The organism is Vannielia sp. SX4 (assembly GCF_052828525.1).
In genome coordinates, this window is the sequence record NZ_CM128247.1 from 1266663 (window position 1) to 1283462 (window position 16800).

16 protein-coding genes are annotated in these 16800 nt (G+C 65.5%); 11 read left to right on the plus strand and 5 right to left on the minus strand.

The window, feature by feature from the left end; all coding sequences use genetic code 11:
• Nucleotides 1–3: 3 nt before the first annotated feature.
• From ACUXVX_RS06380 to ACUXVX_RS06425, 10 genes are all read left to right on the plus strand, one after another.
• The gene (locus ACUXVX_RS06380; protein WP_315898467.1) at nucleotides 4–957 is read left to right on the plus strand and encodes a carbohydrate ABC transporter permease; all 954 of its coding nucleotides are present in this window, start codon (nucleotides 4–6) and stop codon (nucleotides 955–957) included.
• The gene (locus ACUXVX_RS06385) at nucleotides 954–1814 is read left to right on the plus strand and encodes a carbohydrate ABC transporter permease (RefSeq protein ID WP_222491260.1); all 861 of its coding nucleotides are present in this window, start codon (nucleotides 954–956) and stop codon (nucleotides 1812–1814) included. The genes ACUXVX_RS06380 and ACUXVX_RS06385 overlap by 4 nt, the downstream gene beginning before the upstream one ends.
• Before the next feature lie 4 nt (nucleotides 1815–1818).
• A complete protein-coding gene (locus tag ACUXVX_RS06390) occupies nucleotides 1819–2859 on the plus strand; it encodes a Gfo/Idh/MocA family protein (RefSeq protein WP_446310852.1) in 1041 nt (346 codons plus the stop codon).
• Nucleotides 2856–3947: a Gfo/Idh/MocA family protein gene (locus tag ACUXVX_RS06395; RefSeq protein WP_446310853.1), complete on the plus strand. Its 1092-nt coding sequence runs from the start codon at nucleotides 2856–2858 to the stop codon at nucleotides 3945–3947. The genes ACUXVX_RS06390 and ACUXVX_RS06395 overlap by 4 nt, the downstream gene beginning before the upstream one ends.
• Complete coding sequence (locus tag ACUXVX_RS06400) at nucleotides 3940–5025, plus strand: ABC transporter ATP-binding protein (protein WP_446310854.1); 1086 nt, start codon at nucleotides 3940–3942, stop codon at nucleotides 5023–5025. The genes ACUXVX_RS06395 and ACUXVX_RS06400 overlap by 8 nt, the downstream gene beginning before the upstream one ends.
• A gap of 25 nt (nucleotides 5026–5050) precedes the next feature.
• The gene (locus ACUXVX_RS06405) at nucleotides 5051–6202 is read left to right on the plus strand and encodes a Gfo/Idh/MocA family protein (protein WP_446310855.1); all 1152 of its coding nucleotides are present in this window, start codon (nucleotides 5051–5053) and stop codon (nucleotides 6200–6202) included.
• Nucleotide 6203: 1 nt separating this feature from the next.
• Nucleotides 6204–7361, plus strand: a complete 1158-nt coding sequence (locus ACUXVX_RS06410; RefSeq protein ID WP_446310856.1) for a dihydrodipicolinate synthase family protein — start codon at nucleotides 6204–6206, stop codon at nucleotides 7359–7361.
• Entirely contained in the window at nucleotides 7361–8185 is an 825-nt protein-coding gene (locus tag ACUXVX_RS06415) for a sugar phosphate isomerase/epimerase family protein (RefSeq protein WP_446310857.1), read from the plus strand. Before ACUXVX_RS06410 ends, ACUXVX_RS06415 begins: the two co-directional genes overlap by 1 nt.
• A 137-nt stretch (nucleotides 8186–8322) precedes the next feature.
• Nucleotides 8323–9483, plus strand: a complete 1161-nt coding sequence (locus ACUXVX_RS06420) for an acyl-CoA dehydrogenase family protein (RefSeq protein ID WP_446310858.1) — start codon at nucleotides 8323–8325, stop codon at nucleotides 9481–9483.
• A gap of 17 nt (nucleotides 9484–9500) precedes the next feature.
• Nucleotides 9501–10427, plus strand: a complete 927-nt coding sequence (locus ACUXVX_RS06425; RefSeq protein WP_446310859.1) for a LysR family transcriptional regulator — start codon at nucleotides 9501–9503, stop codon at nucleotides 10425–10427.
• Between the two features lie 30 nt (nucleotides 10428–10457).
• Here the strand turns inward: ACUXVX_RS06425 and ACUXVX_RS06430 are convergent, their stop codons facing one another.
• On the minus strand, nucleotides 10458–11300 hold the full coding sequence (locus ACUXVX_RS06430; RefSeq protein WP_446310860.1) for an FAS1-like dehydratase domain-containing protein: 843 nt from the start codon (nucleotides 11298–11300) through the stop codon (nucleotides 10458–10460).
• 241 nt (nucleotides 11301–11541) lie between these two features.
• On the opposite strand from ACUXVX_RS06430, the gene ACUXVX_RS06435 reads away from it, so the two are divergent.
• Nucleotides 11542–12672 carry a CaiB/BaiF CoA transferase family protein gene (locus ACUXVX_RS06435; protein WP_446310861.1) on the plus strand — a complete coding sequence of 377 codons (1131 nt, stop codon included), beginning with the start codon at nucleotides 11542–11544 and terminating at the stop codon, nucleotides 12670–12672.
• On the opposite strand, the gene ACUXVX_RS06440 is transcribed toward ACUXVX_RS06435, so the two are convergent.
• Genes ACUXVX_RS06440 through ACUXVX_RS06455 form a run of 4 tightly spaced genes read right to left on the minus strand, consistent with a single transcriptional unit; the run spans nucleotide 12669 to nucleotide 16626 of the window.
• Nucleotides 12669–13235, minus strand: a complete 567-nt coding sequence (locus tag ACUXVX_RS06440; RefSeq protein ID WP_222470326.1) for a PqiC family protein — start codon at nucleotides 13233–13235, stop codon at nucleotides 12669–12671. The two genes, ACUXVX_RS06435 and ACUXVX_RS06440, sit on opposite strands and share 4 nt — an antisense overlap.
• Before the next feature lie 3 nt (nucleotides 13236–13238).
• A complete protein-coding gene (locus ACUXVX_RS06445; protein ID WP_446310862.1) occupies nucleotides 13239–15344 on the minus strand; it encodes a PqiB family protein in 2106 nt (701 codons plus the stop codon).
• Complete coding sequence (locus tag ACUXVX_RS06450; RefSeq protein WP_446310863.1) at nucleotides 15341–15961, minus strand: paraquat-inducible protein A; 621 nt, start codon at nucleotides 15959–15961, stop codon at nucleotides 15341–15343. Before ACUXVX_RS06450 ends, ACUXVX_RS06445 begins: the two co-directional genes overlap by 4 nt.
• A complete protein-coding gene (locus ACUXVX_RS06455) occupies nucleotides 15958–16626 on the minus strand; it encodes a paraquat-inducible protein A (RefSeq protein ID WP_446310864.1) in 669 nt (222 codons plus the stop codon). The genes ACUXVX_RS06450 and ACUXVX_RS06455 overlap by 4 nt, the downstream gene beginning before the upstream one ends.
• Between the last annotated feature and the right edge of the window lie 174 nt (nucleotides 16627–16800).

The following is a 16800-nucleotide window of genomic DNA, read 5'->3' on the forward strand; positions in this document are numbered from 1 at the left end:
CCAGTGACCAGTGTCAGCACCAATCCGGGAGGGCGTTCTGCGCCCTCCACCGAGGGAAGGTTTGCCCGCATCTGGCGCCGCAACGGCGCGGGCTACCTGTTTCTCCTGCCATGGCTCGTGGGTTTCCTCGGGCTGACGCTGGGGCCAACGCTGGCCTCGCTCTACCTGTCGTTCACCGATTACGATCTGCTGACCTCGCCGCGCTGGTCAGGGCTGAAAAACTACGAATACGCCGCCTTCTATGACCGCCGCCTCGGCAAGGCGATCGAGGTGACGTTTACCTACGTGCTGTGGTCCGTGCCGCTCAAGCTCACGGTCGCGCTCCTGCTGGCCATGGTGCTCGACCGCTCTGTGCGGGGCGTGGCCTTCTACCGCGCCACCTTCTACCTGCCCTCGCTGCTCGGCGCCTCGGTGGCCATCGCCGTGCTCTGGCGCCAGCTCTTTGGCGCGGACGGGCTAATCAACCAGCTGCTGTTCTTCGTCACCGGCATTCAGGGCCCGGCCTGGATCACCCACCCCGACTACGCGCTCTCCACGCTGATCGTGCTGGCGATCTGGCAGTTTGGCTCGCCGATGATCATCTTCCTCGCCGGGCTTCGCCAGGTGCCGCAGGATCTTTACGAGGCCGCCTCTATGGACGGCGCCTCCGGCTGGCGGCAGTTCTGGAAGATCACCCTGCCGCTGCTCGCGCCGGTGATCTTCTTCAACCTCGTGCTCCAGACCATCGAAGCCTTCAAGGCCTTCACCCAGGCCTACATCGTCTCTGGCGGTCTCGGCGGGCCGGTGGACAGCACGATGTTCTACTCGCTCTACCTCTATCTCGAGGCCTTCGCCAACTTCCGCATGGGCTATGCCTCTGCGCTGGCGTGGATCCTGCTGGTGATCATCGCGATCTTCACCGCCATCGCCTTTGGCACCTCGAAATACTGGGTCTATTACGAGGATGAGCAGCGATGAAAGCCCTCAACGAGAGCCGCGCCACCAAGGTCCGCCGCCAAGTGCTCCGGCACTTCGTGCTCGGGTTCGCCTCGATCCTCATGATCTACCCGCTGCTGTGGATGGTCATGTCGAGCTTCAAGCCCGACGAGCTGATCTTTTCCGACCCGACGGCCCTGCCCACCAGCTTTGACCTGACGAGTTACTTTCAGGGCTGGTTCACCTTTCGGGAGAGCTTCACCACCTTCTACATGAACTCCTTCATCATCGCCTTCTTCGCGGTGGTGGGGAACCTGATGGCCTGCTCGATGACGGCCTATGCCTTCGCGCGGCTGGAGTTCCGGGGCCGGAAGATCTGGTTTGTGCTGATGCTGGGCACATTGATGCTGCCCTATCACGTGACCCTGGTGCCGCAGTATGTGCTGTTCCTCAAGCTGGGCTGGGTCAATACCTTCCTGCCGCTGATCGTGCCGAAGTTCCTCGCGGTGGATGCCTTTTTCATCTTCCTGATGGTGCAGTTCTTCCGCGGCATCCCGCGCGAGATCGACGAGGCGGCGATCATGGATGGCTGCGGGCCCTGGCGGATCTACTGGAAGATCATGCTGCCGCTCTCCACGCCGGTCATGGCCACCGCCGCGATCTTCTCCTTCATCTGGACCTATGACGATTTCCTCGGCCCGCTCATCTACCTGAACGACATGAGCCAATATACCGTGCCGCTCGCGCTCCGGGCCTTTGTCGACAGTTCCGGCGGCGAGAGCCTCTATGGCGAGCTCTTCGCCATGTCCACGCTCTCGCTCGTGCCAGTGTTCATCGTCTTCCTCGCCTTCCAGAGGCTCATCATCCGCGGCGTCGCCCTCGGCGCGCTCAAGAGGTAAACCAATGTCTTCAGAGCCCTTCGACTTTGCCGTTGTCGGCATCAACCACAACCACATCTACGGCCAGGTGGACGCGATGCTGGGCGCCGGCTGCCGATTGACCAAGTTCTTCGCAGTGGAAGACGACCTCGCCGCGATCTTCTCGGGTAAGTATCCGCAGGCCGAGCGGGTGGCCGATGAGCAGCAGATCATGGAGGATGACTCCGTTCTGCTGGTGGTCGGCGCGGGCATCCCGGTGGACCGGGCGCCGATGGCGTTGCGGGCGATGCAGGCGGGCAAGGACGTGATGATCGACAAGCCCGGCTGCACCACCTTCGAGCAGCTCGACGATCTGCGCCGGGTGCAGGCCGAGACCGGGCGTATCTGCTCGATCCTCTATTCCGAGCACTACCGGCAGAAATCCACCGCCCGGGCGCTGGAGCTTGTGCGGGCCGGGGCGATTGGCCGGGTGATCTCCACCACCGGGCTGGGGCCGCATCAGTTGGGCAACAACCCCCGGCCCGACTGGTTTTGGGACCCGTCCCGAAACGGCTCGATCCTGACCGATATCGCCAGCCATCAGTTCGAGCAGTTCCTCTCGATCACCGGGGCCACCGAGGCGCGGATATTGCATGCCGTTGAGGACAATTTCGACAACCCGGATCACCCCGACTTTCTCGACTACGGCCATGCCGTGGTGGCCGCCGAGGGGGCGACGGGCTTTATCCGGGTCGACTGGTTCACGCCGAATGGCTCGCCCGTCTGGGGTGACGGGCGGCTCTTCATCATGGGCACCGAGGGTGTGATTGAGTTGCGCAAGTACATGGATGTTGAGGGCCGCGCGGGGGACAACCACCTGTTCCTGACCGACGCGAAGGGCACGCATTACATCGACGCATCGGACACCGAGCTGACCTATGGCGCGAAGCTGCGGGATGACGTGCGCAATCGAACCGATACCACCATGACGCAAAAGCACTGCTTCCTCGCGATGGAGCTTGCCTTGCAGGCTCATGCGATGGCCGAGCGGGTTGGTGGCTCGCGCCCTGCTGGAGGTGCGGCATGAGCAAGCGGCTTCGCGTCGGCATTGTCGGCTCTGGTATCGGCCGCAGCCATGCAGAGGGTTATTGCGAGTTCCCCGACCTCTACGAGGTGGTGGCGCTTGCCGATATCTCGCCGGAGCGGCAGAACAAGGTGGCCGACATGTTCGGCATCCCTGAGCGCCCTGATAACATGGAAGCGCTTTACGATCTCGACCTCGACCTGATCGACATCTGCACGCCTTCGGGCCTGCACTTCGACCAAGCCACGGCGGCGATGGAAGCGGGCTTTGACGTGGTGATCGAAAAGCCCGTCGCCCGCTCGCTGGCCGAATGCGACGCGCTCATCGCGACGGCGGAGAGAACCGGCAAGCGCGCCTGTCCGATTTTCCAGTATCGCTTCGGCCACGGGCTGCAAAAGCTGCATCATCTGGTGGGCAAGGGGCTGGCTGGCCGCCCCTCCGTGGCCACCGCCGAAACCCATTGGTATCGCGGTGAAACCTACTACTCCCGCGCCTCGTGGCGCGGCACGTGGGATGGCGAGACGGGCGGCTGTTTCACCACCCATGCGATCCACATTCACGACATCCTCTGCGAGGTGCTCGGCCCGATCAAATCGGTCAACGCCCGCACCTCGCGCCGGGTGAACGGCAACGAGACCGAGGACATGGGACTGCTGAGTCTCGAGTTCGAGAGCGGGGCCATGGCCTCCTCCTCGGTGACGCTCGGCTCGCGCGAGGAAATGTCGCGCCTGCGGTTCTGCTTTGACGATCTCGCTGCCGAAAGCGGGCGCCGCCCCTATCACCCCGATCACGACCCTTGGACCTTTCCGCATGACGACCCGGAGGCCACGGCGAAGATCGAGGCCGCGCTGGCGGATTTCGAGCCTCTGCCGGAGCGGTTTGAGGGCCAGTTCTACCGGATGCACGCGGCGCTCACACAGGGCACCGAACTGCCCGTCACCCTCGCTGATGCCCGCCGCTCCATCGAATTGCTCACGGCGGCCTATTGGTCCGCCCGCAGCGGCGAGAGCGTTTCCCTGCCCATCGGGGCAGATCACCCCTTCTACAACGGCTGGCTCGACACGATGAAGAAAGACACCGCACATGGCTGAACTGGAGCTTCAGAACGTCATCAAGGAATTCGGCGGCCTCCGGGTGATCCACGGGATCGACCTGAAGGTGGAAGACGGCGAGTTCGTGGTTTTCGTCGGCCCATCGGGCTGCGGCAAGTCCACATTGCTGCGGATGATCGCCGGGCTGGAGGAGATTTCGGGCGGCGATGTGCTGATCGATGGGGCCGTGGTCAACGAGATGCCGGCGGCCAAGCGCGAGTTGGCGATGGTGTTCCAGTCCTACGCGCTCTACCCGCATATGTCGGTGCGCAAGAACCTCGCCTTCGGGCTGGAAACCATGAAGGTGCCGAAGGCCGAAATCGAGCAGAAGGTGCAGGAGGCCGCCGACATTCTGCAAATCAACGAACTGCTCGAGCGCAAGCCCGGCCAGCTCTCGGGCGGGCAGCGCCAGCGGGTCGCCATCGGCCGGGCCATCGTGCGCGAGCCGCAGATCTTCCTCTTCGACGAGCCGCTCTCGAACCTCGATGCCGAGCTGCGAATGCAGATGCGGGTCGAGATCAACCGCCTGCACCGCCGCCTCGGGGCCACGATGATCTTCGTGACCCACGATCAGGTCGAGGCGATGACGCTGGCCGACAAGATCGTGGTGCTCCGCAAGGGGCTGATCGAGCAGGTCGGCACGCCGCTGGAGCTCTACAACACACCCGCCAACGTGTTCGTCGCGGGGTTCCTCGGCAGCCCGCGGATGAACTTTCTGCCCGGCACGATCACCTCGGTCAGCGGCACCAGTGCCACGATCGAGCTGGAAGGCGGGCATAGCCTTACGACCGAAATCCCCAACCCGCCTGCGCAAGGCGAGGTGGTGACGCTCGGCATCCGCCCTGAGAGCCTCGTGCCCGTGCCCGAGGCTGAGGCGGTGCTATCGGGCGAAGTGCAGATCGCCGAGCAGCTCGGCGGTGAAACCTATGTCTACGTGGCCCTCCCCCACGGCGGCACCGTTACGGTCGAGATCAAGGGCCAAGCCCGCGTCGAGGCCGGGAACAAGCTCTTCCTCGGGTTCGAGGGCGGCAAGTTCCACATCTTCGGTGCCGATGAAAAAGTCATCCGTCACGCCTGAGGGCGGGCGGCAAGAGAGGTTTGAAATGACTGAAAAACGTATCGGCATCATCATGCATGGTGTCACCGGGCGCATGGGCTACAACCAGCACCTCGTCCGCTCCGTGAAGGCGATCATGGAAGATGGCGGCGTGGTGCTGAAAGACGGCACCCGCCTCATGCCCGACCCGATCATCGTGGGCCGCAACGCTGCCAAGATCGAACGGCTGGCGAAGGAGGAGGGCATCGAGCGCTGGTCGGATGATCTGGATGCCTGCCTTGCCAACCCCGATGACACGCTGTTTTTCGACGCGGGCACCACGCAGATGCGGGGCGGGCTGCTGCGCAAGGCGATCGAGGCGGGCAAGGCGGTGTACTGCGAAAAGCCCACCTCGGACGATCTGGATGAGGCGCTCGCTGTGGCCAAACTGGCCCGCGAGAAAGGCATCAAGAATGGCGTCGTGCAAGACAAGCTCTTCCTGCCCGGCATCATGAAGCTGAAGGGCCTGATCGATAGTGGCTTCTTCGGGCGCATCCTCTCGGTGCGCGGCGAGTTCGGCTATTGGGTGTTCGAAGGCGATTGGCGCGAGGCACAGCGGCCCTCGTGGAACTATCGCAAAGACGACGGCGGCGGGATCATCCTCGATATGCTGTGCCACTGGCGTTACGTGCTCGACCATACCTTCGGCGCGGTGAAGAGCGTGAGCTGCCTCGGGGCAACCCACATCCCCGACCGCTGGGATGAGAACGGCGACCACTACACAGCGGATGCCGATGATGCCGCTTATGCCACCTTCGAGTTGGAGGGCGGGATCATCGCGCAGGTCAACTCCTCGTGGTGCACCCGCGTGCAGCGTGACGATCTGGTGACCTTTCATGTCGATGGCACCCACGGCTCAGCCGTGGCGGGCCTCACGAGTTGCGTGTCGCAGCACCGGGTCAACACGCCCAAGCCGGTCTGGAACCCCGATGTTCCCAACCCACTGGATTTCTACAAGAACTGGGACGAGGTGCCGACCACGCAGATCTTCACCAACGGTTTCCGCGCGCAGTGGGAGATGTTCCTGCGGCACATAGCCGAGGATGCGCCGTGGGAGTTTGACCTGATGGCAGGGGCGCGCGGCGTGCAACTGGCGCAACTGGGCCTGCAGAGCTGGGCCGACCGGCGCTGGCTCGACGTGCCGGATCTGGTGGCCTGAGATGGCGGGCCTCATCCTCCCCGGCCCGGAGGGGCTTGCCCCCTACACCCCCGGCGCGGCGTCCGACTTCGCCGCGCCGGAGGTGCCGATGACCCGCATTGCCTTCGCCGCCGCCCATGTTGTTGCCGACCCGCTGGCCGATGTGGACCCGTGGCTCACCCCGGCCATCGACTGGGAGGCGACGTTGGCCTATCGCCACCACCTTTGGGAGCACGGCTTTGCCGTGGCGGAGGCGATGGACACCGCGCAGCGCGGCATGGGGCTGGGATGGGCGGAGGCGCTGGAGCTGATCCGCCGCTCGGTGACCGAGGCCAAGGGCGTGCCGGGGGCGTCTGTGTTTTCCGGCGTGGGCACTGATCATTTGGCCCCGTCGCCCGAGCTTGGCATCGACGCGATCATCGCCGCCTACCTTGAGCAGCTTGCGGCGGTTCAGGGGGCCGGGGGGCGGGTGATCCTCATGGCCAGCCGGGCGTTGGCAGCGGCGGCGAAATCCGCCGAGGATTACGCCCGCGTCTATTCTGCCGTGTTGGCCGAGGCGGACGAACCCGTCATCATCCACTGGCTGGGGGATATGTTCGACCCGGCGCTCGCAGGCTACTGGGGCTCAGATGACATTCCGACCGCGATGAACACCTGCCTCGCGATCCTTTCCGAGAACGCGGGCAAGATCGATGGCATCAAGATCAGCCTGCTTTCCAAGGAGGCCGAGATCGACATGCGCCGCCGCCTGCCCGACGGGGTGCGCATGTATACCGGCGATGATTTCAACTATGCCGAACTGATCGAGGGCGACGAGCAGGGCTATTCCGATGCGCTCCTTGGCATTTTTGACGCCATCGCCCCAGCGGCCTCTGCGGCGCTCAAGCACCTCGCGGCGGGCAATACCGACCGTTTCAACGAGATCCTCGCGCCCACCGTCCCGCTTTCGCGCCATATCTTCAAGGCGCCCACGCGGTTTTACAAAACAGGCGTGGTCTTTCTGGCTTGGCTCAACGACCACCAGAGCCATTTCACCATGGTTGGCGGACAGGAGAGCACCCGCTCCACGCTGCATCTGGCAGAGCTGTTCCGGCTGGCCGACAAGGCCGGGCTGCTCACCGACCCGGACCGCGCCAGCGCCCGCATGGCGGACCTGATGCGCACGCGCGGGGTGGCCTGATGCCCGATATCTCGCAACTCTCGATCAATACCGCCACGGTGCGGGCGCGCTACAGCCTGCCGGAGATACTGGAGGCGGTGGCCCGCAACGGCATCCCCGCCGCCTCACCGTGGCGTGACCAGATTGCCGAGACCGGGCTGGCCGAGACCTCTCGGCAGATCCGCGACCTCGGGTTGAAGGTCTCGGGCGTCTGTCGGGGCGGGATGTTTCCGGCAAACACACAAGAGGGTCTTGCCGCCGCGCTTGATGACAACCGCCGCGCGGTGGATGAGGCCGCCGAGCTGAACGCCGACTGCCTCGTGCTGGTTTGCGGCGGGTTGCCCGAAGGCTCGCGAGACCTTGCCGCCGCCAGGGCGCAGGTGCGCGACGGTATCGCGGCACTGAACGACTATGCCCGCCCCGCCGGGGTGAAACTCGCCATCGAGCCATTGCACCCGATGTATTGCGGCGACCGCTCGGTTGTCAGCACGCTCGGGCAGGCGCTCGACCTCTGCGACGAGATCGGCGGCGGCGTTGGCGTGGCGGCGGATATCTATCACATCTGGTGGGACCCGGAGCTGGAAGCCCAGATCGCGCGGGCCGGGAAGGACCGCATCCACGCATGGCACATCTGCGATTTCAAGCGGGAGACCAAAGACTTGCTGCTTGATCGCGGGATGATGGGAGATGGGGTGGCCGATATTGCAATGGTTCGCGGCTGGGTTGAGGCGCAGGGCTACACAGGCTTCCACGAGGTCGAGATCTTCTCGAAAGACGATTGGTGGACGCGCGACATCGACGAGGTTCTGCAAACCTGCATCGCAAGGCACCGGGAGGTCAGTTGAACCTCTCGCGCCCGCTGTCAGGCCCGGCGTGAGCTATTGGGTTTTCCTATAGCAAGGATCAGCCCAAAGTATTTGCGCTATAGGCAAAACCTGTCACAACACCGGCACTCCCGCATGACGAGCAGAGGCCAGCCGCGATGAATCTTCTCGAAGACGACTACCAGGACATCCGCGAAGGCGTGCAGGCGCTCTGTGCGCAGTTCTCGCCCGAGTATCACCGCAAGGTGGACGAGCAGAAGGCCTACCCAGAGGACTTTGTCGAGGCGCTCACCCGCGAGGGCTGGATGGCCGCGCTGATCCCCGAAGAATACGGCGGCTCCGGCCTCGGGCTGACGGAAGCCTCCGTGATCATGGAAGAAATCAACCGCGCGGGGGGCAACTCGGGCGCCTGCCACGGCCAGATGTACAACATGAACACGCTTGTGCGGCATGGCTCCGAAGAGCAGCGCCAGCGTATCCTGCCCAAGCTGGCCTCGGGCGAGTTGCGGCTGCAAAGCATGGGCGTGACCGAGCCGACCACCGGCACCGACACGACCCAGCTCAAGACCACGGCCGTGAAAAAGGGCGACCGCTACGTGATCAACGGCCAGAAGGTCTGGATCAGCCGCGTTCAGCACTCCGACCTGATGATCCTGCTCGCGCGCACCACGCCGCTGGCCGAGGTGAGCAAGAAGTCGGAGGGCATGTCGATCTTCTTGGTCGATATCAAGGAGGCGATGAAGGGCGGCATGGAGGTGAAGCCCATCGCCAACATGGTCAACCACGAGACTAACGAGCTCTTCTTCGACAACCTTGAAATCCCAGAGGAAAACCTGATCGGGGAGGAGGGCAAGGGCTTCAAGTACATCCTCACCGGCCTCAATGCCGAGCGCACCCTGATCGCGGCCGAGTGCATCGGAGACGGCTACTGGTTCACCGACAAGGTGACGGCCTATGTGAACGAGCGAAAGGTCTTTGGCCGCCCCATCGGCCAGAACCAAGGCGTGCAGTTTCCCATCGCGGAGGCCTTCATCGAGGTCGAGGCGGCCAACCTGATGCGCTGGAAGGCCTGCGCGCTTTATGATGCCGGCAAGCCCTGCGGCGCCGAGGCCAACATGTCCAAGTATCTCGCCGCCAAGGCAAGCTGGGAGGCCGCCAACGCCTGCATTCAGTTTCACGGCGGTTTCGGCTTTGCCAACGAGTATGATGTCGAGCGCAAGTTCCGCGAGACCCGGCTCTACCAAGTGGCACCGATCTCGACCAACCTGATTCTCAGCTACGTGGCCGAGCACATCCTCGGCATGCCACGCTCGTTCTGACCCTGCCGGGAGCGCCCATGGATATTCGCAACCTGCGTTACTTTCTGGCCATTGCCGAGGCGCCCTCGCTCTCGGTGGCCTCGCAGGTGCTGGGCGTGGCGCAGCCCTCGCTCTCGCAGAACGTGCAGAAGATGGAGGAGGAGCTGGGCGTCAGGCTGCTCGACCGCTCCCCGCGCGGCATCCGGCTGACCGAGGAGGGGCGGGTGCTGCACGCCCACGCCAAGCGCATCTGCGCTGATATGGACCGCTGCGTGCAGGACTTGCGCGACCTGAGCGAAACGGTGAGCGGCACGGTCTCCTTCGGCATGCCGCCCTCGGCCTCCATGGTGCTCTCCGTTCCGCTGGCCGAGACCATCCGGCTCGAATATCCCGACATCCGCCTGAAGGTGGTGGAGGCGATCAGCGGCTATCTGACCCCGTGGCTCGATGACGGCACGGTGGATATGGCGCTGATCTACGACATGAAGGACATCGAGAAATACGAGGGCACCCATGTCATCGACGAGGAACTCTATTTCTACTCCGCGCCCGATGCATGGCCTTTCGAGCAGCCGCCCGACCAGCCGATCCCCTTCAGCGCCCTGAGCGGGGTCGACATGATCCTGCCCACCAGCGGACTGCGCAACACCATCCGGCGCTACGAGGAGGCCCATGGCGTGGCGCTGAACGTGGTGATCGAGATGGACGCGATGCAGCAGATCATCGAGCTGGTGGCGCGCGGCTCCGGCTATGCCATCTTCGCCCCCGCCGCCACGCAGAAGCAGGTAGAGCGGGGCGAGCTATTGCAGGTGCCAATCTGCCAGCCGGTGATGACCCGCCCGGTGCAGCTGGTGCACCACCCCGAAAGGGTCTCCACCCGTGCCGGGCGCACGGTGGAGGAAGTGACCCTGCGGATCATCCGCGAGCTGGTGGCGCGGGGGCTGTGGCAGGGCAGGGTGGTCTGACCGCGCCCAACCGGCCACCGGGCCAGCGGATTAGCTGAACCGCGCCTCGGCCTTCATCGCAAGGTGCCCCTCGGGCGTGCAGGCCCAGGCCTCTGTCAAGCCGCCGCTGCGGCTCAGATAGATGCCGAAATCAGCGGTATCGAACAGCGGGCTCACGGCCCGAAAGCTGAAGCTCTCCATCCGCCCTTCCGATTTGCGGCGGGCAAAATCGGCGAGGAAGGTGGCGGTCAGCGGGCCGTGGAACACGAGGTCGGGGTAGCCCTCCACCTCGCGACAATAGGGGCGGTCGTAGTGAATGCGGTGTCCGTTGAAGGTGAGCGCCGAGTAGCGGAAGAGCATGACGATGGAGGGCTGCACCACCTCATGCTCGGTGAACACCTCGGGCGCAGGGGCGGGGGCGGGCTTGGGCTGACCGGGCGCGGGATCTTCGCGGTAGACGATGTCATGCTCCTCGCGCCAGAGGGTCTTGCCGCCCTGAAGGTAGCGGTGCTCGACGGTGACAAAGCAGAGCCTGCCGCTGCGGCCTTCCTTCTGCGCGACCTTCAGGATTTCGGAGCGCTTCTGCACCGCCTCGCCAATCCGCAGATCACCCGGAAACTCGAAGCGCCCGCCCGCCCACATGCGGCGCGGCAGGTCCACCGGGGGCAGGAAGCCGCCCTTCTTGGGGTGGCCGTCGCGCCCGAGCTGGTCCAGCGGGGCGGGCTGGTGAAAGTAGAGCCAGTTCCACAGCGGCGGCAGCACATCGCCGGTCTGGAGCGGCGCGCCGTGGGGCAGGATGCTCTGCATCAGCCGGGCCGGGCGCAGATCGAGCGTATCTTTCGCCGTCTCGGTGCGGCCAACCCAGCTTTCGAGTGCGGGGGCGGTGTTTGTCATGTCGGGGCGCCTTCCGGTCAGGTTGCGGCTGCGTGTTGCCTAGCTGCTCATGCCAGAGCGTCATAGTCAAAACCACGAGTGGGCCATGTTGCGATAGGCCCGGCCAATGCCGGCAATCCCGCGCAGCTATCCCCCGGCCCCCAAGCCTGCCGCAAAGATTGCCCGCGCACGGTGCTTCGGGCAGAACACGGGCCAGTTTGCCCGTGCCGGGCATGCGGATGGTGCCACTAGGGAGACTGACATGACAAAAGATCTCGAGGGCCTGCTGGTCGTCTCCATCGAGCAGGCGGTGGCCGCACCCTACCTCACGGGCCGCTTGGCCGAGGCAGGGGCGCGTGTGATCAAGATCGAGCGCGAGGAGGGCGATTTTGCCCGCGCCTACGATCATCTGGTGCATGGCGAGAGCGCCTATTTCGTCTGGCTGAACCGGGGCAAGGAATCCATCTGCCTCGATCTGCGCGCCGAGGGTGACCGCGCGTTGCTGGAGGCGATGATCGCCAAGGCGGATGTGTTCGTTCAAAACCTCGCCCCCGGCGCCATCGACCGGCTGGGCTATGCGCCAGAGGCCCTGCGTGAGGCCAACCCCCGGCTGATCACCGTGTCGATCTCGGGCTATGGCGACGAGGGGCCTTATGCGAAGTTGAAAGCCTATGACCTGCTGGTGCAGGCTGAGAGCGGGCTTTCGGCCATTACCGGCAACGAGGCGGGATCGGCCCGTGTGGGCGTGTCTGTCTGCGACATCGCCTGCGGGATGACGGCGCATCAGGCGGTGCTTCAGGCACTGATCGGACGCGGCATCACCGGCAAGGGGCGGCACATCGCGGTGAGCCTCTTCCATTCCCTGACCGACTGGATGAACGTGCCTTACCTGCAATACGCCTATGGCGGAAAGGAACCCGCGCGGAACGGCCTCAGCCACCCGACGATCGCGCCCTACGGCGCTTTTGCCGGGGCCGATGGCAAGCTGGTACTGCTCTCGATCCAGAACGAGCGCGAATGGGTGAAATTCTGCGAGGGCGTGCTGGACCGGCCAGAGATCGCCACGGACCCGAAGTTCTCCAGCAATTCCGCCCGCGTGGCCAACCGGGCAGAGCTGGATGCGCTCATTCGCGAGATCTTTGCCGAGCAGCCGCGCGACGTCCTGTCAGACAGGCTGCACGCGGCGGGCATCGCCAACGGGCGGGTGAGCACGATGGAGGATCTCGCCCGCCATCCCCAAAACCGCTACGTCGAGGTCGAAACCCCCACTGGCCCCGTGCGGCTGCTGTCGCCGGGCGCACTGGCGGACGGGCAGGTGCCGGAGTTCGGCCCGGTGCCCGCGCTGGGCGAGCACACGGCGGCGCTGCGGGCGGAGTTTGGCGCGGGCGCCTAGCGCAGCCCGTCGCGGGCAAGGGCCACCACGAGGCGGCCAACGGCGGCGGTGCGGGCGGCCGCCACGGTGGAGGCGGTCAGCTCACCCTGAATCGGCGCCTCCACGGCAAAGCCACGGGCAACCTCGCGGCCCTGATCCTCTGGCGCCACGTAATACTGCCCGGCCACGCGGAAGGTGCCGCGCCGGGTGGCATGAAAATCTTCCACCCGCACGTCGATCCGCGCATCCGCCGGGTCGCGGAAGGGCCAAGGCTCCGGCGCAACGACACGGCCGGTGACAACGCCCAGCTCGCGCGCGAGTTGGAGCGTCATGGCGCGGGCCGGTTCATCGGACCAGAGCGCGCCCAACGGCACCAGCGTGCCGCCCTCTGCGGCGACCATGATCTCTTCGGTGGTCGCATAGGTGGGCATGGTGACCAGCACCACCTCGACGCTGCCATAGCGGATGCCAACGCGCTCGCTGGGCGGTGCGGGGGCGACCTGCCCGCCGGGGGCCACGCGGATATCGTCTCCGGAGCAGGCGGTGAGGGCGAGGGCGGCCAGCAGGGCGAGCAAACGGGGCATGGGTCAGCGTCCGATCAGAAGGGAGTTGGGGTTTCGGGCGATCTGGCGGGCCAGCCGTTCGAGCGCCGCCGCGGCGGCCTCGATCTGGCGCAGCGCCGAGGAGAGCTCGCGCCCGGCCTGGCCATCGCGCCCGTAGTTATCAACCGCCGCCCCGGCCTGCCCGGCAAGCCGGTTCAGCCGCGCCGAAAGCTCGGGAAGCGACTCGCTGGCCTTGGAGACGGACTCGGCCGCGCCCCGGGCGGAGGCCAGCGTGGCATTGGCGTTCTCCACCAGCCCGCCTTCGCGCAGGGTGGCGAGCGTGCTGCGCAGCTCGGTGAGCGTGGCGTTAAGCTCCTCGGGCAGCGCCCGCGTGCTGTCTTGGTCGAGCACTTTCTCGGCGGAGGTGAGCAGCGCCTCGGCGCGGTCGGCGAGGTCTTGCAACGAGAGCTTCTCGGCCTCGCTCAGCACCGCGCTGGCCTGCTTGGCGAGGCCGGGCAGGGTATCGGCGGCGGCGCCCACGGCGGCGATGGTCTCGGTCAGCTGCGCGACCACGGCCTTTTCCTCGACATCGACCACGATCGCATTGATGCGGTTCGCGGTATCCTGGAGGCTGGCCGACAGCGCGGCGATCTCACCCGGAAGCGCGGCAATCTCCTCGGACTCCACCAGCGCGCGGGTGCTTGAGATGGTCTCGCGCAGCTCGGCCAGCGTGGCGGCGATCTCGGTCGGAATGGCTTGGGTGTCTTCGCTGGCGACGATCTTGGTGGAGGCATCGAGGAAGGCGATGGCGCTCGACATCACGTCCTCGACCGGCAGATTGTCGATCCGTTTCAGCAGGTCCTGCACCGTCGTCGTCACATCGGTCACATTGGGCGCGACGGTCGGGATTTGCGGAAAGGGGTCTGCCGAACGGTCCAGAATGGCCGAGGTCGCCCCGGGCGCGATGAAAAGTTCGACCTGTAGCTCATTGGTCAGCAGCGCCACATTGGCCAGCCGCGCCCGCAGCCCCTCGTTCACCCGGCGCTCGAGAAAGTCGACAAAAGCGGCCTCGTCGTTGCCGTCATCATTTCCGGTAAAGCCGATCCGCTTGGGCACGAGCCGGAGGGTGGTTAGCAGCCGCACCCGGCCATCGCCGAAGCGGGCCTCGTCGGTCACGCCGGTGATGGTCGTCACCTCACCGATCTGCACGCCGCCCAACTGCACCGCCGAACCGATGCGCAGACCCGGCAGGTTCTGGTCGAAGATCGCCAGAAACTCGATTCCGCCAACCTCGTTGTCGATCAGGAAGCTCTGCCGCGCCTCCTGCTCGTCGGCATAAAGCGAAAACTCCCGCCCCTCCTCGATCTGCGCCCCGCCGGAGCCGAGGGTCTCGAAGGTCACACCGCCGGAGATGAGCGAGGCCAGCGAGGAGAAGTCCACCTTCGCCCCGGCGGCCCCGAGCGAAAAGCTGATGCCGGAGACATCCCAAAACCGCGTGGTGGTAGAGACGAGCTGGTCGTGAGGCCCAAAGATCACCGCGTCGGCCACAATGGTCTGGCCGTCATCGGCAATGGTCGACTCGCCAAGCTCGCCGACCTTGACCCCCCTGTAGAGGATCGGCGTGGCCGTGGGCGGCAGGCCTGCGGTGGAACTCAGGGAGATGAGCGTGCCGGTCTGCCCGCCCGTCAGCAGCGGCGCCTTCTCCAGCGCATCGAAGCGGGCGGCGGGCGTGCCTGCCTCGCCATCCCAATCGCCCTCGATGTAAACGCCCGAGAGCACTGTATCGAGGCCCGAGACCCCTTGGGTGGTCACCACGGGGCGCACCAGCCAGAACTGGGAGTCTGCATCCACGAAGGGCGCGATCTCCTGATCCACCCGGATGCTGACGATGACCTGATCGAGCGCATCGGTGAACCGCACCTCCTCGACCTGGCCGACGGCAATGTCGCGGTAGCGCAGCTCGGTTTCGTCGGGGTGCACGCCAGTCGCATTGGGGAAGGCCACCTCGATCAGCGCGCCCTGATTGGCGTAGTTCTGCCACGCCACGCCGACCGCGATCACCAGCGCCAGCACCGGCACGACCCAGACAAGGGAGATACCCCTGCGCCCGCCGCCGGGCTGCACCTTCAACTCGTCGATCTCCTCACTCATGGCGCACGGCTCCCGGCCCGGGTGGGCAGGTAGTCCCAGATCAGGCGGGGATCGAAGGATTTGGCGGAGAACATGGTAAAGATCACAGACAGCGCAAAGGCGAGGGCAGCTGGCCCCGGTTGGATGGAGGCCACCACCGAGAGCTGCACCAGCGCACTCAGAATGGCAACCACGAAAACGTCGATCATAGACCAACGCCCAATGAACTCAATGACTTCAAACAGGTGCATCCGGCCCACCGGCGTTTGCTGCGAGCGCAGCTTCACCGACAGGCCGAGGTAGGCGATGGCGATGAATTTCACCACCGGAATGAAGACCGAGGCGATCAGCACGATGAGCGCGATGCCAAGGTCGCCGTGTTTGGCAATGTCGATAGCGCCGCCGATGATCGTGCTTTCGGAGCGGCTGGTGAGCGTTTCGGTCACCAGCATCGGGTAGAGGTTGGCGGGGATGTAGCAGGCCACTCCGGCGATCCACCACGCCCAGACCCGCTGCAGGCTCAGAGCATCGCGGGAGGAGAGCCTTGCTCCGCAGCGCCCGCAGGCCTCTGTCGTGCCCGGCCAGACCCGCGCGCAGGTCCGGCAGGTCACCAGCCCCTCTTCGCGTGCCGTGGTCATTGCCGCACCCGCCTTGCCGGCTGCCTGCGCGGCTTCTTCTCGGCCTCGTCCAGCGCCGACCAGATCGACCATGTGCAAAGCGAGCGGTCGACGAGGATCACGAAGGCCGAAAGCGCGATGAACATCCAGAACGCCGGGCCGAAGTTGAGCCGCGCAAGCCCTGCCACCTTCACCAGCGCCACGGCGCAGCCGATCACGAAGATTTCGGTCATCGCCCAGGGCTTCAGCTCCTGCGCCACCCGAAAGGCCCAGCGGGCCCCCGCATAGGCCCGGTGCTGGAGCGCGAGCGGCGTGAGCGCGTAGGCCAGCAGGAGCGCCCGCAGGAGCGGCACAAGCAGGATCATCGCCACGGAGGTCACGGTCACCACAACCAGCGCCCCGGTGCCGAAGCTGGTGGCCACATCCAGCAGCGACACGCGGTTCACGATCCCGGCGGCGTGGATCTCGAGAAACGGGTGAAAGACGGCAGCCGTGACGAGAATGAGGTTGGCCACGGAGAGCGCCAGTGCCCGGCTGTAGGCCGCCGCCCGCGGCGCGATCAGCACCGTATGGCACCGCTGGCACACAGCGCGCTCGCCCTCGGCGATAGGCTTCGCGCGGTGCAGCAGGTCGCAATTGGGGCAGCCGATCAGATCGGCCCTAGGAGCATCACTCGTAACCGTCATGCCGGTGCGGGGCTTTCGTGAGGGTGAAGGCGAGCCTAGCCTCGCCCCGGAGGGGTCACAAGCAATAACCCGGCCCGATCACGCAGGGGTGCATGCGGCGGAAAACACCGCCCGCCGCATCCGATGCCACGCCAAGCCTCGCCTTGACGCTGCCCGCCGCTTCAACTAGACCGC